Consider the following 24,430-nt stretch of genomic DNA (forward strand, 5'->3'; position numbering starts at 1 on the left):
AGAGGTTTTTCGCTTACTTCTTCAACGACGCGATGAAGTCATCGACCTGGGTGAGGGAGAGATACTCCACTTCCTCCGTGCCGCTATCGGTGAATTTCCAGACAACCGCCGGCGCGGAAACGTCGCCGTTTGCATCGAAGCGTACGTCGCCGGTTGCGCCCTGATACTTGACCGTGCCACCTCCGGCGAGCGTCTCCTTGGCGGCGGTGAAGCCGGCGACATCCGCCGTGACCGGGGTGCCGTTCGGGTCCGTCACCTTGGCGACCGCGGCGGCGATATCGGCGCCGGATGCGTCCTTGCCGGCCGCTTCCATCGCCAGGAGGGCCAGCATTGCAGCATCGAAGCTGTTGGCAAGACCGGGACCGTTCGGCTCGGAACCGAATTTCTCCACGTAGGCGGCCTTGAACGCATCGGCACTGGCAACACGCGGCGACGCCGTGTCGGTGCCAAGCGCATTGCCGAGATATTGCAGGCCGACATTGTCCCTGAACTCGTCGGACTTGAGCGAGTTCGCCAGGATCATGTCCTGGGTCCCGCCGAGAGACAGCCATTCGCGGACCGCGGATGTGCCTTCATTCGGGTAAAGCGCGAGGTAGAGCGCCTCGGGCTGGCCGCCGATCGCCTCGGTCACTTCTGCGCGGTAGGACGGCTGGGCATCGTTGATGGCGACGGACGATGTGATTTCGATCCCCGCCGCTGCAAAGTCGGCTGCGATCAGGCGGGCCATGTCCTGGCCCCAGTCGTCGTTCTTGTAGAGGACGGCGATCTTCTTGTAGCCCTTGTCGGACGCCACTTTCGCGGCCATCGCGGACTGAACGGCCGTCGTTGCGAATGTGCGGAACCAGAGGCCGTTGGTCTTGCCTTCCTCGGAGAGCTTGGTGAAGGCCGTCGAGGACGAGCAGCAGGACATCTGCATGACGCCGCCGGGGACCGTGACGGAGGTCAGAATGGGCATCGAAACGCCCGACGAGACCGCGCCGAGAAGAACATTGACGCCTTCCAGATCAACCAGTGCCTTGGCCGCATCGACGCCGACCTTGGGATCGACCTGGGTGTCGCGCAGAACCATTTCGATCTGGCATCCCGCGGCACCGCCGGCCTCGTTCACCTGGTCGACGGCAAACTGCGCAACCTCGGCAATCGGCCGGCCCCAGTCGACCGAGGTCGGCAGCGTCGCACCGATCTTCGTGGTGCAGTCCTGTGCGTGCGCTCCCGTTCCAAGAGCCGACACGCCGGCCGCGAAGGCCGCAATCGTAAGTAACGTTCTCATGTGAACCCCTCTGCTTGTGTTTTCTCCCGGCTCCGGCCGGGTTGGGAAACGATCAGCCGCTCGGGGAACAGGCCCTGAGGCCTCCAGAGCAGCATGCCGACAATCACCAGACCGATCAGCACGAACTGGATCGAGCCGGTGTAGAGTTGTGCTTCGACAGGTGCGAAGCGGGACAGGGCCCAGCCGGAAAAGGTCCAGGCGCCCCAGATCAGAAAGGCGCCGGCAAGTGCACCCCTGGCATTTCCGGCGCCGCCCACGATCAGCATGGCCCAGATCTGGAACGTCAGGATGGGCAGAACATCCTGCGGACTGACGAAGGCGTAGAACGTGCCGTAGAGACTACCGGCAAGACCGATGATAACCGAACCGGTCACGAAGGAAATCAGGCGGATCCTGTCCGGTGACTTGCCCAGCGATCTGGCCGCGGTTTCGTCTTCCCGGATCGCGCGCAGCAACCGGCCGAAAGGCGAGACGGTGAGGCGCTCAAGGAAAATGTAGACCGCGAAGAGAATGAGAAGGACGACGATCAGGAACGCCACGTTGTAGGTGAAGCCGTCGCCGAGCATCTGCCTGAACGGACGTTCGAAACCGCGTATGCCCTGCGCGCCGCCGGTTATGCTGGTCGCATTGCGCATGACGTTTTCGAAGGCGACCGCCACACCGAATGTGGCAATCGCCAGATAGTCGTGCCGCAGCCGCAAGGTGAGCCGACCCACCGCCCAGGCCAGAATGCCGGCCGCAACCATGCCCCCCAGAAGCGCGAGCGGATAGAACAGCTCGAACCCGCCCAGCTGACTGTCCTGCGGCGCGCCGCCCAGGATAAGCGTGCCGTAGGCGCCGGCCCCGAACGAAGCGACGACACCGCCATTGAAAAGGCCGGTGTTGCCCCATTGCAGGTTCAGGCCGAGCACCGCGATGCCGAGAATGGCGGCAACCGTGGTGAAGAACACGAGATAGGAGACAACGCCGATCATGCCCGCGCCTCCCCGAAGAGTCCGTTCGGCCGGATGAGGAGCACGAGAAGAATCATCAGGAAGGGAACCGAGGGGCTGTAACCGGACGGCAGAACCACCAGGGCGATGTTGGACGCAACCCCGACGATGAAACCGCCAAGCACCGCGCCGTAGACGCTGCCGATCCCGCCGACGATCGTGGCGGCGAATATCGGCAGTACGAGGTCCCGCCCCATTACGGGCGTGATCTGGTAGCTGAGGCCGTAAAAGACGCCTGCTATCGCGCCCAGCGCTCCACCCATGATCCAGACCAGCGCGATCATCTTCTTCAGATTGACGCCGTGCACCTGGGCAAGGCTCGGGTTCTCGGCGATCGCCCTGAGCGCAAAGCCGATCGTGGTGCGCGAGAAGAGAAGGTAGAGCGCGAACATGATCACCAGTGCGGCGACCAAGACGAACACCTGGTCTGGTTTCACCAGCAGCAGCGGGTCGCGGGACAGGACCATGGCAAACGCGATGTCGCGGGAATAGAGCTCGCTGGACAGACCGAAGACAAGCCCGATGACATTGCGGATGACGAGCGACATGCCAAAAGAGGCGAACACCATCGAAAGTTCGCCGCCTTTCTGCCGGACACGGCGGAACACCAGCTTGTCGATCAGGACTGCGGACAGGCCCGTCACCCCCATCGAGATGAGGATCGAGAGCAGGAGCGCACCCGTCATGGACAAGGGGCCGATCTTGGCCGCCAGCACCGGCAGCAGGCTCTCGAACAGCCTGTCGAAGACCAGCGCGCAATAGGCGCCGATCGACAGAAGTTCGGCATGCGAGAAATTGGCGAACCGCAGGATGTGCATCACCATCGTCAGTCCGATCGCACCGAGCGACAGGAAAGAACCGACCAGGATGCCGTCGACAAGATGCTGGATCATGCCGCCCCCTTCCGTTCGCCGCCGAGATAGATCCGGCCCAGCGCCGGATCCGCCAGCAGGTCCTGCGCCGGGCCGTCGATCTGGTTCCGGCCTTCCGCCAAAACGTAACAATGGTCGGCGCGCTTGAGGGCCTGCTTCACATTCTGTTCGACCAACAGCACGGAAACGCCCTGACGGGTCAGCTGCTTCACGTGATCGAGCACCTCTTCGGCGGCCTTGGGCGACAGACCCGCGGAGGGTTCGTCCATGAGGATCAGCCGCGGTTCGACCGCAAGCGCAAGCGCGACGGCCAGAAACTGACGCTGCCCGCCGGAGAGCGACCCGGCCCTGTCGCGCCTTTTTTCGCCAAGTACGGGGAACCGCTCGAACAGCGCGCGGACCCGGTCCGCCGGATTGCGATGAGACTTCAGGACCAGATCGAGATTCTGCTGGATCGTGAGGGTGCGAAAGACGTTGTCGGTCTGGGGAACGTAGGCGATCCCGGCCTGCGACAGGCGGTCCGGCGCCAGGCCGGTGATCTCCCTGTCTTCCAGCAGGACGCGGCCCTCGGTGATCGACAAGAGACCGGCAACGGCCTTGATCAGGGTGGACTTGCCGGCCCCGTTCGGGCCGATGATCGCCGTCAGTTTCCCGGCTTGCGCTTCCAGCGACACACCGCGCAGGATCGGAAGGTCCGGCCGGTATCCCGCCGTCAGTGTCTCGATCCGCAGCAACGCGTCAGGCATCGACCGGCGCCCCCAGATACGCTTCCAGCAGAACCGGATTGGACTGGGCTTCAGCGGACGTGCCCTGGAACACCACATTGCCCTCGGCCAGCGCGATCACCGGATCGCAATGGCGCATCACGAAATCCATGTCGTGTTCGATGATGAGGAAGGTCTTGCCGCCCCGGTTCAGTTCCTCGATCTTTTCGATGAGCACTTCGGTCAGAGCCGGATTGACGCCGGCTGCGGGTTCGTCCAGCAGGATCAGTCTCGGGTCGCCCATGAGGACGCGCGCGAGCTCCAGGAGCTTCATCTGGCCGCCCGAAATCTTGCCGGCGGGCTGATCCGAGACGGGTCGTAGCGTCAAGAAATCAAGGACTTCAAGAGCGCGGTTGCGGATGGCTTTTTCCTGTTCGCGAATGCGCGCCTTGCCGAACACGGCACCCAGCAGCGTTTCTCCCGTCTGCGCAAGCGGGGCCAGCATGACGTTCTCCAGAACGCTCATGCGGGCGAATGGACGCGGGATCTGGAAGGTCCGGCCAAGTCCGAGCGCAAACCGCTGATCCGGCGGAAGTCTGGACACGTCCGTTCCGGACAGGCTTACCGAACCGGATGACGGTGCCAGTTCGCCTGCAATCACGTTGAAAAGCGTTGATTTGCCTGCACCGTTCGGTCCGATCAGGCCGGTGATCGATCCCTCGCGGATATCCAGCGTGACGTCATCGACCGCCTTGAAGTCTCCGAAAGACCGGCTGACACCGGTCAGCTTGAGGATCGCATCATCCATTGGACGCCCCCAGCACCGTGTCGTCAGGCCTCGTGTTCAGATTGTACTTCATGATGCGCCCGTGGCGGCCGTTTCTGTCACGCTCCAATGCGAACACCGGGCCGGAAGGACCCGGCGCCGCGTCGAGGCAACCGGCTATGCGCGCGAGATCCTGCTCATCAAGGTGGAAGCGGAAAACCTCCAGTGTCTTCGGCAAATGCCGCGCGTATCTTGCACCGACGATCGCAGCCGCGACCTGCGGCTGCTGCAGAACCCAGCGGGTTGCGACAGAACTCAGCGACACGCCGTGCCTGTCGCCGATCTGCTTGAGGCACTGCAGCAAGGCCTGAAACGCGGGCCAGGGCCCGCATTCATCAATGATCAGGCGATACTTCACCAGGGACCTGTTTTCGAAGGCGTATCCGGGATCGGGCTGCCCGAGCCAGGCTTCGGTCAGAAATCCGCCGGCCAGGGTGCCGTAACACAAGAGACCGACATCGTTCCGTGCGCACCAGGGAACGAGTGTGGTTTCCGGCCGCCTGTCGAGCAGCGAATACTGAACCTGGGTCGACACGAGATCGATCCCGCCGTCGAGAAAAGGCGCGGTCTCCGCAACATCCCAGTTGGTCACGCCCAGATTGGCGATCTTGCCCTTTTCCTGGCAACGCTTGAGGACTTCCATCGCGCGAACCGGGCTGCCGAGCGACATGTCCCACCAGTAGAACTGAACCAGATGCAGTCGCTCGATCCGGAGCCTTTTCAGCGACCTGTCGACGATTGCCTCGACGTCCGCATCGGCGAGGTTTTCCAGGCGTTCAAGATCGGGCACGAGTTTCGTGTGCACCTGTACCCTGTCAGCCACTTCCGAGCCGCGGCGCTTGCGCAGATCGGCAATGAAGGTGCCGATCATGTCCTCGACGCCGGTATAGATATCGGCGCAATCAAATGCCGTGATGCCGGCATCCAGGAAGGCCTCCATGTCGGCGATGGCTGCCCGCGGCTCGACCGGCCCGTGGTCGCCCGCAAGCTGCCAACCGCCCTTGATGACGCGCGAGATCTCGTAACCGGGGCGCAGCGCTGCGGTTTCCACGCTCATTCGGCGTCTTCCTTCCGCCAATAGGGCGTGCTGCGCGTCTCCGGCAGGCCCGTCGTTTCAGAGTGGGAGAACCAGCGCCTGGCAGTGCGTGTGATCCGGAACCGTCCGCCGCAATGCGGGTCGGCACAGGCGACTTCGGCATCCGTCGACATCCAGTCATTGGGGTGCGTGTCGCGCTGCTTTGCCGGCAGCAGCGGCAAGACCGCCGCAAGCGCATACATGGAGACGCGCTGGCACTTGTCAAACACGAGCGCCTCCCCCTCGACGGAGAAACTTTCCCCCTCAATGTGCCGGCAGACCGGCGTCCGGCCGTCCAGCACCGTTTCGACCTTCAGGTCATACAGCCAGAAACCGTCGTCTCGCTCGGGCATCATGTCATCCAGGTGTGTGTTCCCTTTACCCGCCACCGCTCCCCACTTTTTTAGGTTTGGCGCCTTGCGTGTGATCTGTGATATTTTATACCATGTCACAAAATGAACTTGTCAAGGAAAGAAACCCGGCACGGGTCCGTGGGGCGGAGATGAGTGCGCCGAAAATCGCAAGGATAGACCAGTCGAAGCTGCGCGAGAGTGCCTATGACGCTCTGCGTGAAGCCTTCACGCGCGGCGCATTTGCCCCAGGGGAGACGGTCAGCCTGCGCACGCTGGCGGACCAGTTGGGCACCTCCATGACGCCGGTCCGCGAGGCGGTCAGACGTCTGGTCGCCGAGGGTGCGCTTGTCGATACGCCGAGCCGGACGCTGGAAGTCCCGCCGTTCGACGCGGAGCGGATGCGCGAACTGAAATCGGCACGTCTTGCCCTCGAGGCGCTGCTGCTTGAAGAGGCCATGGACCATCTGAACGCCGGCGGTATCGATGCACTTGAAGACATCATTTCAGCGCCGCGCACCGACAGCGACATGCCGGATCTCAAACAGAATTACGATTTCCATTTCAGCCTTTACCGCCACGCGCGCTCACGGGTGATCCTGCCGCTCGTCGAGGCGCTCTGGCTTCAATACGGCGCGTTTCTGAATCTCGTGGTACAGGAGCGGGCCGCGAACGAAATCCCCGAACACATTCACCACGAAGAGATCATCGCCGCCCTGAGGAAATCCGACCGCAAGGCCGCGCAACGGGCGCTTGCGCTGGATATCGAACGCAGTTTCAAACTGCTGCTGCCGGAAAGCTGAGGGACCGTGATGACAGCCGTGCCGCCCCGCCAGACACTTGCAGACGGACTGGAGATCAGCCGCATCCTGACCGGCCTCTGGCAGGTGGCGGACATGGAAAAGGACGGGGTCACGCTTGATCCCGAGAAAGCCGCCGACGATCTGGAGGCCTATTTCTCTGCCGGCTTCTCCACCTTCGACATGGCCGATCACTACGGCAGCGCCGAGATCATTTCCGGCCGGCTGCTGGCAAGGTATGGCGCGGGCGTGCGCCCCCAAGTCTTTACCAAGTGGTGCCCCGAACCCGGTCCGATGACGGCGGGCATCGTGCGCCGGGGCGTTCAGGAGCGGCTGGACCGGCTCGGCACGGACTGTATCGATCTTCTGCAGTTTCACTGGTGGAGCTTCGAGCATCCCGCCTGGCTGGACGCCCTCCACGAGATGACGCGGCTGCAGCAGGAAGGCCTCATCAAGGCGCTCGGCGTCACCAATTTCGATGCCGCACATCTTCGGCTGGCGCTGTCGGACGGCATCCCGCTGGTCACCAACCAGGTGTCTTTTTCCATGATCGATCGGCGCGCGCGCGGTGCGCTGTCGCAGCTTTGCGCCGAGCGGGGTGTCCGGCTGCTTGGATACGGCACGCTGTGCGGCGGCTTCCTGTCGGACCGGTGGCTCGGAAAGCCCGAACCCGCGGAGATCAGCGACTGGTCGAAGATGAAATACAAGCGCTTCATCGACGCTGCCGGAGGCTGGTCAGGCTTTCAGGGGATCCTGTCCGCAGCAAGCGAGATTTCCCGAAAGCACGGCGTCTCGATCGCAAATGTGGCAACGCGCTGGGTTCTGGAACAGGACGCGGTCGCCGGGATCATCGTTGGCGCCCGGATTGGTGAAACCGAACATATCGCCGACAACCGCAAGCCCTTTTCCTTCCAGTTGGACCCTGAAGATCACGAGCGGCTTGAACAGGCCTTTCGCGCAACCAGGGAGGTTCCCGGAGACTGCGGCGACGAGTATCGCAAACCGCCATTCCTGACCGCGTCGGGGGACCTGAGCCATCATCTTGCGGAGATGCCGCTCGCCCATGATGCGGTCGCCGCACCCCATCGCCCGGACGCCACAAAAGTGCTCACCGGTTCGGACTGGGAAGAGATTGCCGGTTATTGCCGTGCCCAGAAGATCGGCAACAGGATCCTCGTTTCGGGCACGACGGCCGTTGCCGGCGCTGCCCGGGCGGTCGCGCCCTGCGATGCCGGTGCGCAGACGACCTACATTCTCGACAAGATCCTGGCGGCACTGACCGCATTGGGCGCCAGCGCCAATGACGTGGTGAGGACGCGGATTTACATCGTCGACGAGGCGGATGTACTCGACATTTCGAGGGCCCATGGACGTGTCTTTTCCGGCATCAAACCGGCCAACACGCTTGTTGTCGTTGCCGGGCTGATCGGCGACCACAAGGTCGAAATCGAAGCCGAGGCGCTCCTGCAGGCGACATGAAATTACCGGCGGATCTGACCGGAACTGTTGTGTGCTAGACCGGCGGTGCAGCTCCCGCGAGACGCCCCAGAACAACGGCGCTCAAAAGACCGTTGCCCGACAGGTAACCGCTGTCGGACGTGCCTGAAACACCGCACGCGGCGCCGCCGCAGGCAAAGAGATTGGCAAACGACGATCCGTCCGTCCGCATCACGCGCGCTTCCTCATCGGTGCGCAAACCCCCTTGCGTATGAAACAGGGCTCCCGTGACCCGCACCCCGCAATAGGGCGCTTCCAGGCTCTGGTTTGCGAACCGCCTGCCGAAAACATCGGTACCGCCCTGCGGTAACGAGCCGATTGTTTCCTCAAAAGGCCCATCGGGAAGCCCCAGTTCCAGTGCCAGCCCCTCGAGCGTCGCGCTCGTCTTGATAGCCCCGGCGGCTTCGGCCTGTTTGAAATCCTCGAACTGGCGCGCGATCTCCGCAATGCGGCTGTCGAAAATCGCGAATGCTTCTCCACCGGGCTGGGAAAGGACGGCCCGTGCAGCTTCCGAATAGCCCTGCGCCTCGTTCCAGAACCGCACGCCCTCCCGGTTCACCTGAACACCACCTTCGGTAATCACCGCCCAGGTGATCAGGATCCCGTGCGGATGGGCGACGTTTCCATGCCCCTGGTAAGCTCCGAGATGCTTGAGATCCGCGCCGATCTCGCCACCCCACAAGACGGCTTCGCCGCGATTGCCGTCGTGGCCGAACCAGAGGCCGTTCTCTATTTCGGGGAGATGTTTTGTCACGAGTTCCCGATTGCCGCCAAAACCGTTGCAGGCAAGGATCAGCTTCCGGCAGCCAATCGTCTCAGCGCCGCCGTCCGGAGACACAACCCCAATACCTGCAACATGATCGCCGTCGCGAAAGAGGCGCACCGCACGCCGCTCGCAGATGATGTCGATCTCCGCCCGTTCGCAGGTCGCGCGCAACGTGTCGATCAGCTCCGCACCTGAGCGTGTCGGCAAACCATGCATGCGCCGCCGACTGTGGCCCGGATAGTCGAAATTGGTAATCACCGTGAAGGGCAGACCATGTGTTTCGGTCAGCCAGTCGATCACCGGCGCGGAATTGACAGCCAGCCGGTCGACCAGCGCCTGCTCGTTCTCGTTGCCGGCCTTCGCCTGTATGTCGGCGGCAAACTGCGCGGCAGTATCCGCAATCCCGGCTTGTGCCTGTGCCCTCGTTCCGGCTGCCGGTATCAGGCCGGCGGAGAGCGCGGTAGAGCCCCTGGGAACCGGGTCCGCCTCGATCACGAGAACGGATTGTCCGGCCTCGTGTGCGGCAAGCGCTGCAACCAGCCCGCCCGCACCCGCGCCGACAATCAGCGTTTCACAGTCCAGGTCGAACGTGTCGGGTGGCGGCGCGACCTCAACTTTCGTCGCGATCATAGGCGGCCCCCTTCGCCAGCATCTCGGCCGTTCCGATCACTCCGTTGAGACCGTCGAAATCATACATCCGCGCGGCGAAGGGCCTGTTGCTGCCGTTCTCAAGGAGGCTTTGATAATAGTCGCCCGCCGTGCGCGCGATGGCGCGCACGATCCCGCCGGGGAAGATGACGATGGAATAGCCCTGTTCTTCCAGATCATCCGCGCCGGTGATCGGCGTGGCGCCGCCTTCCACCATGTTGGCCAGGAGCGGCACCCTTCCTTCAAAGTGCTTTGCGATGCCGGAAAGCTGTTCGCGGGATTGCGGCGCTTCGACAAACAGGACGTCGGCACCGGCCTCAAGGTAGGTTTCGGCGCGGTCGATCGCCGCTGAAAATCCCTCAACGGCAATCGCATCCGTGCGCGCAATGATCAGTGTTTCGGCTGACCGGCGCGCATCCGCCATCGCCTTCACCTTGCCCGCCATCTCCGCGGCCGGAATGAGCGACTTGTCCGACAGGTGACCGCAGCGTTTCGGATATGTCTGGTCTTCGACCTGGAGCGCCGACGCGCCCGCCCGCTCGTATAGCCCCATCGTGCGCTGTGCATTGAGCGCGTTGCCGAAGCCGGTATCCGCATCGATGATGACGGGCAGGTCGGTCCTGTCCGCGATCAGCGCCATGGTTTCCGTCATTTCGGTCACGGAGGTCAGCCCGATATCGGGCCTGCCGAGACGCGTATAGGCCACCGCCGCGCCGCTTAGGTAGAGCGCCTCGAAGCCCGCCGAGGCCGCGATTGCCGCCGTCAGGCCATCATAGACACCCGGCGCGACAAGGATCCTGTTCTGTTGGAGACGGGTTTTGAGGCTCATGACGTTTTCTCCAGCCAGGCCAGCACTTCTTTACACGACATTTCAGCGGTCACCGTTCCGAGCGACAGCAGCGTCGCCTCATGCACCTTGTTGTCGAAGGCCGCGCTGCCGTCGGTGAGAAGAACCGTGTCGATGTTGCGCAGATGCGCGTCCCGCAAAGTCGACGCGACACCGCCATTGGTGACAATGCCGCCGACGATGAGCGTGTCGATGCCGACGGCCCGCATGATGTATTCCAGGCGGGTCTGGTAGAACGCCGAATAGGCAACCTTCTCGACAACGAAGTCCGCCGGGTAGAGCATATCCACCAGCGTGTTGCCGAAGCTGCCCGGTGCAAAGTCGCCCTTGCCGAGGAAGGGTCTCAACTTCTTCAGGTGTGCGGCGATCAACGGTTCGCCGTCGGCGTCCGGCACAAGCGTGAACTGCGCCGAGATGTAGTGGCCGCCGCGTTTTCTCAAGGCGTCGACAAGCGGCCTGATGCGGGCGGGCAGCGCCGCGATGCTGTCGGCTCGCTGACCTGCGCGGCCATAGGCGCCTTGCGGATGGAGGAAGTCATTCTGCAGATCGATCGTCAGCAGGGCGGTTCTCTTCAGGTCCCACTGGGTCGGTTCACTCATGACTGGCCCTCCGAAGGTTCGATGATGGTGTTGCCGTAGGCGTCGACCCTGGCCTGCAGGCCCGGCTCGACGAGCACCGTCGTATCCGGCTGTTCCAGGATCGCCGGGCCGTCGATCACTGTTTCGACGGGAAGCGACAGCCGGTCGAAAATCCTCGTCTCGTGCCATTCATTACCGAAATGCACCTTGCGCCGTGCCTTTGGTTCGGGCGCATCGGTTCCAACAGGTGCAAGCGCCCTGAGATCGAATTTCGGACGCAGACCGGTCACGGAGCTGCGCAGGTTCAGGATCCGTCTCACCCCGCCCTTCAGAAGCCGGCCGAACGTTGCCTGATAGGCAGTATCGAACGCGCTTTCGATGTCGGCCCGCGTCGGTGGCGCCACCTTGCCGTTCTCGGCACTCACATTCAGCGGGACTGACACGGTGTGGGTCTGACCGACATAGGCCATGTCGAGTTCGAATGTCAGCCTGCGGGTTTCAAACCTGGTTCTGGCCGCATCCAGCAGCGACATGCCCTGGTCGACATGTGATTGCATGAAGCTGCCCAGCGCCGTTTCATCGAGCGTGTCGACCAGCGTGTTGATTGTCTGCACGAAGTCCTGGCGCATGTCCGCGATGACGCAGCCCATGGCGGAGGTGACGCCCGGATAGCGCGGGACGATGGCCCGGGCGATCCCGACTTCACTGAGCATGGCGCCTGCATGCAAGGCGCCGCCGCCGCCAAAGGGCATGAAGGCGAAATGTTTCGGGTCGAACCCGCGCTCGATGCTGACGAGACGGATCGCGCCCGCCATTCTGGAATTGGCGACCCGGAGGATCGCCTCGGCGGCCTGGACCGTATCCAGCGAAAGAGGCTCTCCCACATGTTTGTCGATCGCCGCGGCTGCAGCCTCAACGTCAAGCCGCGTCAGCTTTCCGCCGATCGGGTTGTCCGGGTCGATGCGACCAAGGACGACGTTGGCGTCGGTCACCGTCGGACGGGTGTTACCGAGGCCGTAGGCGACCGGGCCGGGGTCCGATCCGGCACTTTCAGGACCAATATTGAGCAAACCGCCCTTGTCCACCCAGGCAATCGAACCGCCGCCCGCGCCGATGGTGGTGATCTCGATCATGGGCGTGCGCACCACCATGCCGAAATCGATCGAGGTCTGCGGCGACAACATGGAATGCCCGTCCGAAATCAGCGAGACATCGAAACTGGTGCCGCCCATGTCGCCCGTGATCACGTTCTGAAAACCGGCGGACGAGGCAATGTAGCCCGCAGCAATCACACCTGCGGCCGGACCGGACAAGGCGGTGCGCACCGGCAGGCGGCACGCGGTATCGACCGCCATCACGCCGCCATTGGACTGCACGATCATGAACTCGCCGTCGAACCCGCCCGCTTTCAGCGCGTTTTCCAGCCTGTGCAGGTATCCGGACACTTCCGGCTGCAGATAGGCATTCAGTGCCGTCGTCGAAAACCGCTCGAACTCCCGGATCTCGGGAAGGATCTCCGAGGAAGCCGACACATGCGGGTTCGGCCAGATCTCGCGCACGGCCTCCACCGCCGCCGCTTCGTTCTGCGCATTGGCGTAGGCATTGGCAAAAAGGATCGCCACCGCTTCGCAGCCCTGCTCGCGCAACTGACGCGCGGCGGCGCGCACTGCTTCAAGATCGACCGGTGTGCGGATCGAGCCGTCAGCAAGTGTTCGCTCGGCAACCTCCAACCGGTCGCGGCGGTCAACAACCGGCTCGAAATCGCCACGCAGGCCCCAGGTGCGCGGCCGGTCCCGGCGGCGCATTTCCAACACGTCACGCAGGCCTTCAGTGCAGATGACCCCGGTTTTTGCACCCTTGCGCTCCAAAAGGGCGTTGGTGCCGGCCGTTGTTCCATGGATCACGACGGAGATTTCCGAAAGATCGGACACCCGCTGCGATATCCCGTCCAGAAACCCACCCGACTGGTCCGGCCGGGTGGTAGGGACCTTTGCGACTTCCGCGGTTCCGTCCTGTTCGTTCAGGACAAACACGTCCGTGAAGGTGCCGCCGACATCAACCCCGATCATGCGACCGCTCATCAGGACACCTCCCGCCAGCTGTTGCCATAGAGCTCGTCAGCGCTGCTCTCGTCCATCATGCCTCTTGCAACGTCGCGCGCGACGTCTGCCGGGGCGCGGTCTTCCGCCTTGCCATAGCCGCCGCCACCCGGCGTTTCCAGACGCACGGCCTGTCCCTGACGCAGCCTGATGCCGCGCATCTTCGAGGCCAGCGGCGGTGTTTCCCATCCGTCATCCTGTTCGAAGGAAAATCGATTCAAGGCACCATCGCCGCCGTCGGCGATCCCCTTGGGCGCAAACCGGCCGCGCTCGCCGAAGAGAAACGCTTCTGCGCCGTTTTCCTCAAGCACCTCGATCTCGTAGACCGCGCCCAATCCGCCGCGGTGCCGTCCCGCGCCGGCGCTGTCGGGGCGCAGGGCCCAGGTGCGGAACATCACCGGATAGGCGGCTTCAAGGATTTCCATCGGCGGGATCGTCGCCGTCGAAATCGGTGCGTTGCCGTGATTGAGACCGTCGCTTTCCGGCGAACCGCCATGGCCGCCGCCATAGAAGCTGAACATGACCCACGGCTTGCCGTTGCTGCGCTTGCCGGCAATCGACAGCGCGTTGATCGTGCCGTAGGCGTTGGCGACCACCCGCTCGGGTGCCGCCTTGGCAAAGGCGGAGAAGATCACGTCGATCATGCGCAGGATCGTTTCCGTATATCCGCCCGTCGGGCTTGGAAACTCTGCCGAGAGCAGCGAGCCTTCGGGGACTTCCACGGTGATCGGCCGCATCACGCCGGCATTCGCAGGAAGCGCCGGGAAGATATGCTTGATTGCGACATAGGCGGTGGCGACCGTCGTCGGCAAGGCAATGTTCACCGGCCCGGCGCATTGCGGCGCAGACCCCGCAAAATCGAGCGTCATCCGGTCGCCGCTGATTTCCAGCGCGACCCGAATTGCCAGCGGCTCGTCGGTGATGCCGTCATTGTCGAGGAAGTCTTCCGCCTCCCAGCGCCCGTCCGGCAGGTCCTGGAGTTCCGAGCGCATCAGCGCTTCGGCACGGTGACTGAGAGCATCAAGCGCTGCGGAGACCATCTCCGCCCCGTATTCATCCAGCAGTTCGTCCATACGCCTGACGCCGAGATCCAGCGCACCGAGCTGGCCGTTGAGATCGCCCATTGCCGATTGCGGCAGCCGCGTGTTCCTGAGCAGGATGTCAATGATGTCCTGATTGATTGCGCCGGCCCGGGCGAGGCGTACGGGCGGCAGAACAAAGGCTTCCTGGAACACCTCCGTTGCCGCCGGATTGTAGTTGCCCGGAACAGCGCCGCCGACATCGTGCCAGTGGCCGACGGATGCGAGATAACAGAACAGCTTTCCATCCCGAAAATAGGGCCGGACAAGGCGCATGTCGGACAGATGCGTGCCACCGATATGGGCGTCGTTGAAGATGAAGATGTCACCGTCCTGCAAATCACCGTCGGCGGCGGCCTTTTCAATGACGGCCTTGACCGCGAAGGCCATCACGCCGACGAAAATCGGCAAACCGGACTTTCCCTGCACCAGCGTGTCGCCGGTCGCCGCGCTGTAGAGCCCGTGGCTTGCATCATGCGCCTCGGCGATGATCGGGTTGAAGGCCGCCCGGAACAGCGTCGCGTCCATCTCGTCGGCAATCTGTTCCATGCGGCCGGACAGGACCGACAAGGTAATGGCATCGATTTCGCTCATGCTTGCGCCCTAACCTCCGCAATGTCGTTCCACACGTCCTGCCGCGTGATCCTGCCCGCTTCGATTTCGAACCGGTCGATGAAACGAATGCCTTCGAACGGCGTCCCGTCAGGCCATTCGCCGGACAGGGTGCCCCGGCAGTACACGATTGCGGCCTCGTCACGGCTCTGCATGGCGTCAAATCCGTCATAGGTTTTCCTGACGAACCGATAGCGCGGCCCGGCCCAGTCAAGCAGTTCCGGCAGGGTGTGCATCGGCGCCGTTCCCGGAAAACGCATCGAGAAGCCGGCCGCCAGCATCGACTCGGCCTTTTCGATCTCGCGGGCCTCCATGGCATTGAGGAACCGTCGGACGATGTCGACCGGGTCCGGCAATGCCGGCGCTCCGGCGCGGTGCCTGCCACCGCGGGAGTAGTTTTCGGCTTCCATCTCGTGGACCATGACCGTGATGGCATCCGGCCCGGCTGGCACGACAAGGCGGACGGCATCCGTCAGCGCCTCATGGAGGCGTCGTTTCTCGTCGGCCCCGTAGCCTTTCAAGAGATGCAGTTCAACGATCGGCATTCCGCCTCCCTCCCGATATTTGTATTTTTTATAATACTAATTTTTATATGTTGTTAAGACAGAAAAAGACAAATCAATCGTACCGAAGCTTGATCTTTTTAAAACCGGCGATAACATTATGCGAAGATCAGGGAGGATTTTTGGTCGTGAACAAGCCTGCAAAATCGCTGCTTCCGGAAGGGGCCAAGGCGCGGCAGGTCTATCTGTCCCTCCGCGACCAGATCGCGGACGGCCGGCTTGAAGACGGCAAGAACCTTCCTCCCGAACAAAAACTTGCCGAGCTGTTCGGCGTCTCCCGCGTGACGATCCGCAAGGCCCTGGATGCGCTGTCCGAGGCCGGTCTGATCGTCCGGCGTGCCGGCAGCGGCACGACGGTACGCACATCGGGGCAACGGGAAAAACCGATGGCGATGAACCTCGCCACGCTGATGCCCCAGCTTGTGGAGATGGGACAGAACACCACTGCCCGCCTGCTGTCCTTTTCCTACGGACCTGCGCCTGAATTCGTTGCCAGTTCGCTGCGGCTCGAACCGAAGGAACAGGTTCAGATCGCAACGCGCGTGCGCAGCACCGGCGGAACGCCGTTCTCGCATCTGACGACCTACGTGCCCGCGACGATAGCCGCAAACTATTCCGAAAACGATCTGGCGACGACCCCCCTGTTCAAGCTTCTGGAGCTGAGCGGGGTCCAGATCAAGGACGCCCATCAATCGGTCTCGGCCACGCTTGCCGGACCGGACGTTGCCGAGGCGCTCGGAATTGCCGTCGGATCGCCCCTGCTTTCGCTGCGGCGAGTGGTGCGCGATGTCAACGGCAACGGGGTTGAATACCTGTCCGGGCTCTACCGGCCCGACATGTTCCGGCTCGAAATGCCGCTCACGAGGGTCGGCGATGGCAACACGCGCCACTGGGAACCTGCGATCGGGAAACCCCCGGGTGATCCCGCATGACGGCGCCGCACACACTCCTGGACAGGCTCTGGTCTGCGCATGAAATCATACTGCGCGAAGACGGGTCCTCCCTGTTGTGGGTCGACAGGCACCTTGTTCACGAAGGCTCGCACCATGCGTTCGCAAAGCTGGCGGAGCGCGGAGCTCCGGTCGCGGAACCGGGGCTTACCTTTGCAGTGGTAGATCACTACGCCCCCACGCGGACGCGCAATAGCGATCTCGCCCCCCGGATTGCCTACATGATCGAGACCCTGCGGACCAATGCCGCAAGACATGGTCTGAAGCTGTTCGACCTGAACGATCCCGGACAGGGGATCGTTCACGTTGTCGGCCCGGAGCAGGGTCTGACCCTTCCCGGCCTGCTGGTCAATTGCGGCGACAGCCACACCTCGACACACGGCGCATTCGGCGCGCTTGCATTCGGCATCGGTGCAACGGAAGTGGCGCATGTGCTGGCGACGCAGACGATCTGGCAGAAAAAACCCGCCGCCATGCGCATCCGGATAGACGGGGAGCTTGGTCCGGGCGTGAGCGCGAAGGACATTGCGCTCAACTGGATCGCAATGCTCGGTGCGGACGGCGCCCAGGGACATGCGATTGAATATGCCGGCAGCGCCGTTCGAGGCCTGTCGATGGAAGGCCGGATGACCCTGTGCAACCTGTCTATCGAAGGCGGGGCCCGCTTCGGGATGATCGCGCCGGATGAAACAACGTTTGCCTATGTCAGGGGGCGTCCGCATGCGCCGCAGGGGTCCGCATGGGACGCCGCCCTGGAACACTGGTCGAAACTGTCATCTGACGACGAGGCCTCGTTTGACCGGGACATCCGGCTCGACGCAGGTGACATTGCACCGACCGTGACCTGGGGCACCAGCCCGGAACACGCAATCCCGGTGACCTCTCCCATCCCCGACCCGAAAACCCTTGCCAACGGCAGGGCACAAGCCGTGCGCGATGCGCTGGACTATATGGGGCTGCCGGCGGGACGTCCCATCGAGGGCGTACCGGTCGACCAGGTCTTCATCGGGTCCTGCACGAACGGCCGGATCGAGGATTTGCGGCAGGCGGCCGCCGTCCTGTCAGGGCGCAAAGCCAGGGTGTCCGGTCTGGTCTCGCCCGGGTCGGCCCTCGTAAAGGCGCAGGCGGAGCAGGAAGGTCTCGACCGCATCTTCGTCGATGCCGGGCTCGAATGGGCCGCGTCGGGATGTTCGATGTGCGTCGGCATGAACGGCGACCTCGTCGACCCCGGCAAGCGCTGCGCCTCTTCAACGAACCGGAATTTCCGCGGACGGCAGGGACCGGGCGCACTGACCCATCTGATGTCTCCCGCCATGGTGGCCGCAGCGGCGGTGACAGGAACAATCACGGACGTTCGGCCGCTGCTGAAGGGACGCGCACCATGAGCGGCTGGACGAAACACAGCGGACAGGCCGTTGCCCTGCCACTTCACAATATCGACACGGATCAGCTGATCCCGTCGCGTTTCATGTCGACGCCGCGCAGCGAGGGCTATGGCGGCTTTCTGCTACATGATCTGCGCAGGAACGAGAGCGGCGATGAACATCCGCATTTTCCGCTGAACCGGCACAAGGACACGTCGATTGTGGTCGCCGGGCGCAATTTCGGCAGCGGGTCGTCGCGTGAAGCGGCCGTCTACGCGCTGGTCGATGCGGGCATCCGGGCGGTGTTCGCACCAAGTTTTGGCGACATTTTCGCAGGCAATGCCGTCAACAACGGACTTCTGCCGGCACGCATCTCGGAAGAGGATTTCGATGTCCTGCTGCGCGTGCTCGAAGACAGCTCAAGACCGGCGCATCTCTGCCTGGAGGCCGGTCACCTGAACATCGACGACAGGACAATCGGATTTCACATCGATCCGGGCTGGCGCACGAAGCTGATCAACGGCTGGGACGACATCGACCTGACGATGCAGCACGCAGAAGCAATCGGGCAACACAAACAAAGACTCGACGGTCAAGCCCCATGGGTACGGCCATCGGCGACATGAACCGGCTCTTGAAGCGCAAGGGCACAAAGCATCAGGGCACAGCCTGAACAACCAGAGGGATAAAGGCAAAAGCCATCCTGTGAAGTGGAGAGAGAAAATGATGAGGATGATATTCGCCGGCATTGTTGCCGGATCGGCGCTGATGGCAGCGTCTGCGCAGGCGGAAGACAAGATCACAGCCGTTCATGCGTTTCCCGAAACGCTGATCTACACCAAGAGCTTCCTGTCCTTCGTGGACAAGGTGAACGAGGCCGGCAAGGGCGTCGTGCAGATCGAGGTGCGCGGCGGGCCGGAGGCCATCGGCATGTTCCAGCAGCCCGACGCGGTCCGCGACGGCATTGTCGACATGGTCTACACGCCGGGCTCCTTCTATGGCGGCGCGCTGCCGGAAAAGGACGCGATGGTCGCGTCCAACCTGACCGCAGTCGAGACACGCCAGAACGGCGGCACCGAGCTGATCGACAAGATCCACCAGGACAAGATGGGGCTGAAGTATCTCGGCTGGTTCGACAGCGGCGTCTGCTACAATCTTTGGACCCGCAACGAGCCGACCTTCGATGAGAACGGCAACCTGGAAGTCGAAGGCCTCAAGCTGCGCGGTAACAACGTCTACAACGCCTTCTTCACCAACTATCTCGGTGCACAGGTGATCGATCTGCCGACCGGCGAGGTTTATTCCGCGCTGCAGCGCGGCGTTGTCGATGCGACCGGCTGGACGCAGATCGGCCTGATCGACCTGAAGTGGAACGAATTCCTGAACTACAGGATCGAGCCGTGCTTCTTTTCAACGGATCTCGGCGTGATCGTCAACCTGGAGAAGTGGGACTCGCTGTCGGACGAATCCAAGAAGATCCTTCAGGATGTCGCGATCCAGCACGAGAAGGAAAGTGTCGAAGCCCTGCGTGCCAAGCGCGACGAGGATTTCGCCGCGCTGGAAGCTGCCGGCATGACGGTGGTCTCGCTGGAAGGCGAGGCGAAAGCGAACTACCTGGCCGCCGCGCGCGAGAAAACCTGGGAACGCATGAAAGGCCTCATGGCGGAACAGCCGGGGGGGACCGACAACTACGACACGCTGATCGAACTCTTCTACGATCTCGATTCAGCAAAATAAGGAAAAGACAGGCCCGCCCCCGGCGGGCCTGATCACGCATGATGCCGGGGCTGATGCATGAAGGCTGTTTCCAGGATTTACGGGCGCGTGATTGACGCCATGGCGGTGTTTGCAGGCGCAACACTGGTGTGGCTGATGGTGTCCGTCGTCATCTCCGTCGTGATGCGGAACCTCGGACTGCAGCCCTTTGCGTGGCTGTTCACATCGTCCGAATACGGGCTCCTCTACATGACCATGCTGGGCGCTCCATGGCTGGTGCGCGAAAAGGGCCACGTCCATATCGAGCTGGTCACGTCCGCGTTGCCGGAAGGTCCGCGCCACGTCGTCAGCCGCCTTGTCGCCCTGGCCTGCGTGCTGGTCTGCGTCATCCTGGCCTGGAAGGGCCTGGAACTGTTTCTGAAGAATATCGAGCGGGGCGATTACGACACCCGCGCCTATTACTACCCGCGCTGGCTGCTGACGGTCACCTTTCCGCTGAGCTTCGGCCTGATGGCAGTCGAATTCATGCGTTTCGTCGTCGGTTCGGAGCTGATGCATACCGGTGAAGCGGGGATACACGAATAATGGAATGGTACGAGGCTCTCGCCCTCCTGCTGGGTGTCATCGTGTTTCTCATGGCGATGGGCATGCCGGTCGCCCTGGCGTTCCTGGCCGCCAACATCGTCGGCGCGTGGGTGTTCATGGGCGGCGAACGCGGTATCGGCCAACTTCTGAATAACGGCCTCGGATCGCTGACCAAATTCGCGCTCGTTCCGATCCCGCTGTTCCTGCTCATGGGCGAGATCTTCTTTCATACCGGGCTGGGCGGGCGCATGTTCAACGCGATCGACAAGCTGCTCGGCAGACTGTCGGGTCGGCTGAGCTATGTCACCGTGCTCGGCGGCACGGCCTTTTCGACCCTGTCCGGCTCATCGATGGGGTCCACGGCCCTGCTCGGGTCGCTGATGGTTCCGGAGATGAGCCAGCGCGGCTACAAATCGCACATGAGCATCGGCCCGATCCTCGGCACCGGCGGCCTTGCGATCATCATTCCGCCCTCGGCCCTCGCAGTCCTGCTTGCCACGCTGGCACAGATCGATGTCGGCGCCCTGCTCATTGCCGGGGTCATCCCGGGGCTGATCCTCGCCGGCTTCTATATCGGCACGATCTGGCTGCAGACGAGACTGGATCCGGCGGCAGCCCCTGCCTATGACGTCGCGCCGATGTCCTTTGCCAGCAAGATCGGCCTGCTGCTGCGCGAAGTCGTTCCGATGGTCGGCGTGATGGTCGTCATCATCATCCTGATGATCAACGGCTTCGTCACGCCATCCGAAGCCGCTGCCTTCGGGGCCCTGGGTGTCCTGATCCTGGCGGCCGTGTTCCGATGCCTCACCTGGGAGGCCATGCGCAAATCCGTGACAGGCGCGCTCAAGGTGACGCTGATGGCCTACCTGATCGTGTTCGGCTCCGCGACGTTCAGCCAGCTGCTGGCATTTTCCGGGGCCTCGCGCGGCCTTGTGAACTGGGCCATCTCGTTCGAGCTGGCACCGCTCGCGATGCTGATGGTAATGTTCGCGGTGCTGCTGCTTCTCGGCATGTTCATGGAACAGATTTCCATGATGCTGCTGACCGTGCCGATCTTCTTTCCGCTGGCGATGAATCTCGGTTACGACCCGATCTGGTTCGGACTGATCATGCTGCTGGCACTGGAAATCAGCTTCACGACACCCCCCTTCGGGCTGCTGCTGTTCGTGATGAAGGGCGTGGCGCCACCGGGTACGACCATGCGGACGATCTATACGTCCGCCTTCCCGTTCATCGGCTGTTCGCTGCTGCTCGTCGCGCTTCTGGTGCTGTTCCCGCAGATCGCGCTGTGGCTCCCGGGCCTCTAGCGGCGCCGGGCATCGGCAACATCCAAAAGCGCGCACCAGAGGTGAAACGAAAACGGGGCGGGAAAACCCGCCCCGTCTCGTTCATACCTGTCAGGCTCAGGCGAAGGACCAGCGCTCCATCCAGCGCTCGCCATCCATGTCCCAGTTGGAGGCCATGCTGTCGCTAACAACGATGTCGTTCGACGTCGCAAAGACGTAGTTCGCGAACATCGGAATGATCACGCCGCCGTCTTCGTTCACGATGGCCTGCATTTCGTAGTACATCGTGCGGCGCTTGTCCGGATCGAGTTCGGCGCGCGCGGTGACCAGCAGTTCATTGAAACGGTCATTGTCCCAGAAGGTGTCGTTCCAGGCGACGCCTTTCGCGTAGGCCGTCGAGAACATTGCGTCCTCGACCGGACGGCCGCCCCAGTAAACCGCGGTGAAAGGATCCTTCATCCAGACATCCGACCAGTAGCCGTCATTCGGCACGCGGTTGATTTCCAGGTTGATACCGGCATCCTTGGCCGACTGCTGGAACAGAACGGCTGCATCGACCGCACCCGGGAAGGCCGCGTCGGCTGAAGACAGGGTCACCGACAGGCTGTCGAGACCGGCTTCCTTCAGGTAGAACTTGGCTTTGTCCGGATCGTAGGTGCGCTGTTCCAGTTCGCTGTTGAAGAACTGCTGGCCCTGTCCGATCGGATGGTCGTTGCCGACCGCGCCGTAGCCGAAGAGGATCTTGTCGACCATTTCCTGGCGGTTGACGGCATGCTTGAGCGCAAGGCGTACATTTCTGTCCGTGTACGGGTCCTTGTTGGTGGACATGGCGAACGTGTAGTGCTGATTGCCGGCGACCTCGTGGATCGTCAGGCCGGGGCGGCGCCCCATCAGTCCGATTGTCTTCAGGTCCAGCTTGTCGATGACATGCACATCGCCCGAAATCAGGGCGGTCGTGCGCGCGTTCAGATCCACGATGGCCAGCAGCTCAATCGTGTCGAAAAAACCGCGATCGCTGTTCCAGTCGTTTTCATTGCGTGTCAGCGTTGCGGAGACACCCGGCGTGAAGTTCGTCAGCTTGTACGGGCCCGCGCCGTCGCCGGACTTCCAGTCGACGGAACCGTCCTTGGCCGGCTGGATCGGCAGATGGTAATCGGTGAAGGTGAACGGGAAGTCGGCGCTGCCGGACGACAGCGAGAAGACAACCGTGTCGCCTTCGGCAGTGATGTCGTCAATGGCGGCCAGCAGCGGCTTGGCGGCAGATGTCGAATCCTCGCCGCGGTGGAAATTGATCGACGCGATCACGTCTTCCGGCGTGACGGCCTTGCCGGAATGGAACGTTGTTCCCGGACGCAGCTTGAAGCGCCAGACCTTCGCTTCGTCGTCCGCTTCCCAGCTCTCGGCAAGCTGCGGCTCAACGGAGCCGTCGGGCGCAACACCGGTCAGGTATCCGCAATACCCATAGCCCAGCGCGATCACGAAGCCATGTTCCCATGTGCCCGGATCAAGCGTGTCCGTGGTCTGTCCGTGACCCTTGGCGACGCGGAGCGTGCCGCCGCGCTTCGGCGCCGCCTTTGCGGTACCGGTCAGCGACAACGTGCTGCCGGCCATGACGGTGGCTGCACCGGTTGTCTGCAAGAACCTGCGGCGGTTCATCGATCCTATTGAAAACTTTCCATCACTCATTGTCAGGCTCCCCTGTCGGAATTTGATTTGTTTCGCTGAAGTCGTGCCGCCGGATCGAGCGCAAACATTGTCCTGAATGACCGAAGCACGAACGCGTTTGTTTATTGCTTGTTGTGTTCTCACCTCTGTCTTTGGCTCAGACCTTTTTTCGGCCCTGTGAATATAATTCCTACAACGCTTCCACATTTTCTCCAACAAAAACAGGAACGACAGGAAATTTCGAAAAGTTTGCAGTACAAATTCGAAAAAATCAGCATAAATTTTTGTAATGAAAAGCGCCCGGGATACCCATGCCGCAACGCCCTGATATCAAGGATCTCAGCCTCAAGGGGCTGGAGTTGTTTCAACTGTGCGCCCGCAGCGGTTCGCTTCAGGCCGTTGCCGCGGAAACCGGCCTTTCGGCAAGCACAGTTTCCCATCATCTGCGCAACCTGGAAGAAACGCTGCGCGTGGACCTGTTCGACCACTCCCGGCGCCCCCTTGTCCTGACGCCGAAAGGCAAGATCTTCCTGCGCGATATCGACGATGCCCTGCATGCGCTGCGCCGGGCCAGGGCGGAAGCGGCGGGCGGGACCATGGCCGAGGCAAGCTATCTCCGGCTCGGCACCATCGAGGATTTCGACAGCGATATCTTTCCGGCACTCGCCGTCTCGCTGTTCGAGGCGATGCCGAATTGCGATTTCCTGTATCACACCGATTCCAGTCACATGATCGTGCAGATGCTGCGCAACCGGCAGCTCGACATAGGCGTCGCGGCAACGTCAAACGAACGCCTGCGCGACTTCATCGAGCGACCGCTCCTGCGCGATCCCTACGTGATGGTCGTACCAAAGGGGCTGGACAGGACACCAAGCGAAATCATCCACGGCAAGGCCGAGCTTCCGTTTCTGAGATTCACGAGCAATCTCATCATGGCCAAGCATATCGAAGCCCAGTTGAGACGCATGGACATCTCGCCGCCGCACCGGTTTGAATGCGGCAACAACCAGACGCTCCTGGCCATGGTGGCGGCGGGAACGGGCTGGACCATCACAACACCACTGCTGTTTTCCAGGGCACGGCGCTTTCACCCCGAGGTCGAGATGCACCGGTTTCCAGGCAAGGGATTCGCGCGCACGCTGGCGATCCTGGCCAATGCGGATTGCTCCAGATCGGTACTCAATCTTGTTGACGAGTCCATAAGAACCCTCATCGACGACACCCTGCTCACGCCGTTCTTTCAGAAAACGCCGTGGCTGAAAGACAGCCTGAAGCTGATCGACTGA

At 62.4% G+C, this 24,430-nt stretch carries 23 protein-coding genes; 9 read left to right on the forward strand and 14 right to left on the reverse strand.

Going from position 1 to position 24,430, the window contains the following annotated elements; all coding sequences use genetic code 11:
* Window positions 1-13 precede the first annotated feature (13 nt).
* The 7 genes from ACO08A_RS09550 to ACO08A_RS09580 are packed head-to-tail and all read right to left on the reverse strand — an operon-like array spanning window position 14 to window position 6,095.
* Window positions 14-1,270 (reverse strand): ABC transporter substrate-binding protein, encoded by a 1,257-nt coding sequence (locus ACO08A_RS09550; RefSeq protein ID WP_421980699.1) that lies wholly within the window; start codon window positions 1,268-1,270, stop codon window positions 14-16.
* A complete protein-coding gene (locus ACO08A_RS09555) occupies window positions 1,267-2,244 on the reverse strand; it encodes a branched-chain amino acid ABC transporter permease (protein ID WP_422040871.1) in 978 nt (325 codons plus the stop codon). The genes ACO08A_RS09550 and ACO08A_RS09555 overlap by 4 nt, the downstream gene beginning before the upstream one ends.
* On the reverse strand, window positions 2,241-3,155 hold the full coding sequence (locus ACO08A_RS09560) for a branched-chain amino acid ABC transporter permease (RefSeq protein WP_319385087.1): 915 nt from the start codon (window positions 3,153-3,155) through the stop codon (window positions 2,241-2,243). The genes ACO08A_RS09555 and ACO08A_RS09560 overlap by 4 nt, the downstream gene beginning before the upstream one ends.
* Entirely contained in the window at window positions 3,152-3,880 is a 729-nt protein-coding gene (locus ACO08A_RS09565) for an ABC transporter ATP-binding protein (protein ID WP_422040872.1), read from the reverse strand. The genes ACO08A_RS09560 and ACO08A_RS09565 overlap by 4 nt, the downstream gene beginning before the upstream one ends.
* Complete coding sequence (locus tag ACO08A_RS09570; RefSeq protein ID WP_422040873.1) at window positions 3,873-4,646, reverse strand: ABC transporter ATP-binding protein; 774 nt, start codon at window positions 4,644-4,646, stop codon at window positions 3,873-3,875. Before ACO08A_RS09570 ends, ACO08A_RS09565 begins: the two co-directional genes overlap by 8 nt.
* Complete coding sequence (locus ACO08A_RS09575) at window positions 4,639-5,721, reverse strand: aldo/keto reductase (protein WP_422040874.1); 1,083 nt, start codon at window positions 5,719-5,721, stop codon at window positions 4,639-4,641. Before ACO08A_RS09575 ends, ACO08A_RS09570 begins: the two co-directional genes overlap by 8 nt.
* A complete protein-coding gene (locus ACO08A_RS09580) occupies window positions 5,718-6,095 on the reverse strand; it encodes a TIGR04076 family protein (RefSeq protein WP_422041736.1) in 378 nt (125 codons plus the stop codon). The genes ACO08A_RS09575 and ACO08A_RS09580 overlap by 4 nt, the downstream gene beginning before the upstream one ends.
* Window positions 6,096-6,241: 146 nt before the next feature.
* On the opposite strand from ACO08A_RS09580, the gene ACO08A_RS09585 reads away from it, so the two are divergent.
* The gene (locus tag ACO08A_RS09585) at window positions 6,242-6,892 is read left to right on the forward strand and encodes a GntR family transcriptional regulator (RefSeq protein WP_421980692.1); all 651 of its coding nucleotides are present in this window, start codon (window positions 6,242-6,244) and stop codon (window positions 6,890-6,892) included.
* A gap of 9 nt (window positions 6,893-6,901) precedes the next feature.
* Window positions 6,902-8,368: an aldo/keto reductase gene (locus tag ACO08A_RS09590; RefSeq protein WP_422040875.1), complete on the forward strand. Its 1,467-nt coding sequence runs from the start codon at window positions 6,902-6,904 to the stop codon at window positions 8,366-8,368.
* A gap of 34 nt (window positions 8,369-8,402) precedes the next feature.
* Here ACO08A_RS09590 and ACO08A_RS09595 read toward each other — a convergent pair whose 3' ends face one another.
* Genes ACO08A_RS09595 through ACO08A_RS09620 form a run of 6 tightly spaced genes read right to left on the reverse strand, consistent with a single transcriptional unit; the run spans window position 8,403 to window position 15,560 of the window.
* A complete protein-coding gene (locus ACO08A_RS09595; protein ID WP_422040876.1) occupies window positions 8,403-9,782 on the reverse strand; it encodes an FAD-dependent oxidoreductase in 1,380 nt (459 codons plus the stop codon).
* On the reverse strand, window positions 9,763-10,629 hold the full coding sequence (locus ACO08A_RS09600; protein WP_422040877.1) for an isocitrate lyase/PEP mutase family protein: 867 nt from the start codon (window positions 10,627-10,629) through the stop codon (window positions 9,763-9,765). The genes ACO08A_RS09595 and ACO08A_RS09600 overlap by 20 nt, the downstream gene beginning before the upstream one ends.
* Window positions 10,626-11,246 (reverse strand): cysteine hydrolase family protein, encoded by a 621-nt coding sequence (locus ACO08A_RS09605; RefSeq protein ID WP_422040878.1) that lies wholly within the window; start codon window positions 11,244-11,246, stop codon window positions 10,626-10,628. The genes ACO08A_RS09600 and ACO08A_RS09605 overlap by 4 nt, the downstream gene beginning before the upstream one ends.
* Window positions 11,243-13,306 (reverse strand): hydantoinase/oxoprolinase family protein, encoded by a 2,064-nt coding sequence (locus ACO08A_RS09610; protein ID WP_422040879.1) that lies wholly within the window; start codon window positions 13,304-13,306, stop codon window positions 11,243-11,245. The genes ACO08A_RS09605 and ACO08A_RS09610 overlap by 4 nt, the downstream gene beginning before the upstream one ends.
* The gene (locus tag ACO08A_RS09615; RefSeq protein ID WP_422040880.1) at window positions 13,306-14,997 is read right to left on the reverse strand and encodes a hydantoinase B/oxoprolinase family protein; all 1,692 of its coding nucleotides are present in this window, start codon (window positions 14,995-14,997) and stop codon (window positions 13,306-13,308) included. The genes ACO08A_RS09610 and ACO08A_RS09615 overlap by 1 nt, the downstream gene beginning before the upstream one ends.
* Window positions 14,994-15,560 carry a tautomerase family protein gene (locus ACO08A_RS09620; protein ID WP_422040881.1) on the reverse strand — a complete coding sequence of 189 codons (567 nt, stop codon included), beginning with the start codon at window positions 15,558-15,560 and terminating at the stop codon, window positions 14,994-14,996. The genes ACO08A_RS09615 and ACO08A_RS09620 overlap by 4 nt, the downstream gene beginning before the upstream one ends.
* Window positions 15,561-15,706: 146 nt before the next feature.
* On the opposite strand from ACO08A_RS09620, the gene ACO08A_RS09625 reads away from it, so the two are divergent.
* The 6 genes from ACO08A_RS09625 to ACO08A_RS09650 all read left to right on the forward strand — a co-directional run bounded on the left by ACO08A_RS09625 (window position 15,707) and on the right by ACO08A_RS09650 (window position 21,500).
* Window positions 15,707-16,510 (forward strand): GntR family transcriptional regulator, encoded by an 804-nt coding sequence (locus ACO08A_RS09625; RefSeq protein WP_421980684.1) that lies wholly within the window; start codon window positions 15,707-15,709, stop codon window positions 16,508-16,510.
* The gene (gene leuC, locus ACO08A_RS09630; protein ID WP_422040882.1) at window positions 16,507-17,913 is read left to right on the forward strand and encodes a 3-isopropylmalate dehydratase large subunit; all 1,407 of its coding nucleotides are present in this window, start codon (window positions 16,507-16,509) and stop codon (window positions 17,911-17,913) included. The genes ACO08A_RS09625 and leuC overlap by 4 nt, the downstream gene beginning before the upstream one ends.
* Entirely contained in the window at window positions 17,910-18,518 is a 609-nt protein-coding gene (leuD, locus tag ACO08A_RS09635; protein ID WP_422040883.1) for a 3-isopropylmalate dehydratase small subunit, read from the forward strand. The genes leuC and leuD overlap by 4 nt, the downstream gene beginning before the upstream one ends.
* A 97-nt stretch (window positions 18,519-18,615) precedes the next feature.
* Entirely contained in the window at window positions 18,616-19,629 is a 1,014-nt protein-coding gene (dctP, locus tag ACO08A_RS09640; protein ID WP_422040884.1) for a TRAP transporter substrate-binding protein DctP, read from the forward strand.
* A gap of 57 nt (window positions 19,630-19,686) precedes the next feature.
* On the forward strand, window positions 19,687-20,193 hold the full coding sequence (locus ACO08A_RS09645) for a TRAP transporter small permease (protein ID WP_422040885.1): 507 nt from the start codon (window positions 19,687-19,689) through the stop codon (window positions 20,191-20,193).
* Window positions 20,193-21,500 (forward strand): TRAP transporter large permease, encoded by a 1,308-nt coding sequence (locus tag ACO08A_RS09650; RefSeq protein WP_422040886.1) that lies wholly within the window; start codon window positions 20,193-20,195, stop codon window positions 21,498-21,500. Before ACO08A_RS09645 ends, ACO08A_RS09650 begins: the two co-directional genes overlap by 1 nt.
* 96 nt (window positions 21,501-21,596) lie before the next feature.
* Here ACO08A_RS09650 and ACO08A_RS09655 read toward each other — a convergent pair whose 3' ends face one another.
* A complete protein-coding gene (locus ACO08A_RS09655) occupies window positions 21,597-23,165 on the reverse strand; it encodes an ABC transporter substrate-binding protein (RefSeq protein ID WP_422040887.1) in 1,569 nt (522 codons plus the stop codon).
* Between the two features lie 290 nt (window positions 23,166-23,455).
* On the opposite strand from ACO08A_RS09655, the gene ACO08A_RS09660 reads away from it, so the two are divergent.
* Window positions 23,456-24,430, forward strand: coding sequence for a LysR family transcriptional regulator (locus ACO08A_RS09660; RefSeq protein ID WP_422040888.1), 975 nt, complete (start codon window positions 23,456-23,458; stop codon window positions 24,428-24,430).

This window comes from Roseibium sp. (assembly GCF_965232425.1).
Classification (GTDB): domain Bacteria; phylum Pseudomonadota; class Alphaproteobacteria; order Rhizobiales; family Stappiaceae; genus Roseibium.

What these genes read in the sequence shown, in the direction of transcription:
- ACO08A_RS09550 (WP_421980699.1), bottom strand. Translation starts at nt 1,270, where the DNA reads ATGAGAACGTTACTTACGATTGCGGCCTTCGCGGCCGGCGTGTCGGCT.
- ACO08A_RS09555 (WP_422040871.1), bottom strand. Translation starts at nt 2,244, where the DNA reads ATGATCGGCGTTGTCTCCTATCTCGTGTTCTTCACCACGGTTGCCGCC.
- ACO08A_RS09560 (WP_319385087.1), bottom strand. Translation starts at nt 3,155, where the DNA reads ATGATCCAGCATCTTGTCGACGGCATCCTGGTCGGTTCTTTCCTGTCG.
- ACO08A_RS09565 (WP_422040872.1), bottom strand. Translation starts at nt 3,880, where the DNA reads ATGCCTGACGCGTTGCTGCGGATCGAGACACTGACGGCGGGATACCGG.
- ACO08A_RS09570 (WP_422040873.1), bottom strand. Translation starts at nt 4,646, where the DNA reads ATGGATGATGCGATCCTCAAGCTGACCGGTGTCAGCCGGTCTTTCGGA.
- ACO08A_RS09575 (WP_422040874.1), bottom strand. Translation starts at nt 5,721, where the DNA reads ATGAGCGTGGAAACCGCAGCGCTGCGCCCCGGTTACGAGATCTCGCGC.
- ACO08A_RS09580 (WP_422041736.1), bottom strand. Translation starts at nt 6,095, where the DNA reads ATGATGCCCGAGCGAGACGACGGTTTCTGGCTGTATGACCTGAAGGTC.
- ACO08A_RS09585 (WP_421980692.1), top strand. Translation starts at nt 6,242, where the DNA reads ATGAGTGCGCCGAAAATCGCAAGGATAGACCAGTCGAAGCTGCGCGAG.
- ACO08A_RS09590 (WP_422040875.1), top strand. Translation starts at nt 6,902, where the DNA reads ATGACAGCCGTGCCGCCCCGCCAGACACTTGCAGACGGACTGGAGATC.
- ACO08A_RS09595 (WP_422040876.1), bottom strand. Translation starts at nt 9,782, where the DNA reads ATGATCGCGACGAAAGTTGAGGTCGCGCCGCCACCCGACACGTTCGAC.
- ACO08A_RS09600 (WP_422040877.1), bottom strand. Translation starts at nt 10,629, where the DNA reads ATGAGCCTCAAAACCCGTCTCCAACAGAACAGGATCCTTGTCGCGCCG.
- ACO08A_RS09605 (WP_422040878.1), bottom strand. Translation starts at nt 11,246, where the DNA reads ATGAGTGAACCGACCCAGTGGGACCTGAAGAGAACCGCCCTGCTGACG.
- ACO08A_RS09610 (WP_422040879.1), bottom strand. Translation starts at nt 13,306, where the DNA reads ATGAGCGGTCGCATGATCGGGGTTGATGTCGGCGGCACCTTCACGGAC.
- ACO08A_RS09615 (WP_422040880.1), bottom strand. Translation starts at nt 14,997, where the DNA reads ATGAGCGAAATCGATGCCATTACCTTGTCGGTCCTGTCCGGCCGCATG.
- ACO08A_RS09620 (WP_422040881.1), bottom strand. Translation starts at nt 15,560, where the DNA reads ATGCCGATCGTTGAACTGCATCTCTTGAAAGGCTACGGGGCCGACGAG.
- leuC (WP_422040882.1), top strand. Translation starts at nt 16,507, where the DNA reads ATGACGGCGCCGCACACACTCCTGGACAGGCTCTGGTCTGCGCATGAA.
- leuD (WP_422040883.1), top strand. Translation starts at nt 17,910, where the DNA reads ATGAGCGGCTGGACGAAACACAGCGGACAGGCCGTTGCCCTGCCACTT.
- dctP (WP_422040884.1), top strand. Translation starts at nt 18,616, where the DNA reads ATGATGAGGATGATATTCGCCGGCATTGTTGCCGGATCGGCGCTGATG.
- ACO08A_RS09645 (WP_422040885.1), top strand. Translation starts at nt 19,687, where the DNA reads ATGAAGGCTGTTTCCAGGATTTACGGGCGCGTGATTGACGCCATGGCG.
- ACO08A_RS09650 (WP_422040886.1), top strand. Translation starts at nt 20,193, where the DNA reads ATGGAATGGTACGAGGCTCTCGCCCTCCTGCTGGGTGTCATCGTGTTT.
- ACO08A_RS09655 (WP_422040887.1), bottom strand. Translation starts at nt 23,165, where the DNA reads ATGAGTGATGGAAAGTTTTCAATAGGATCGATGAACCGCCGCAGGTTC.
- ACO08A_RS09660 (WP_422040888.1), top strand. Translation starts at nt 23,456, where the DNA reads ATGCCGCAACGCCCTGATATCAAGGATCTCAGCCTCAAGGGGCTGGAG.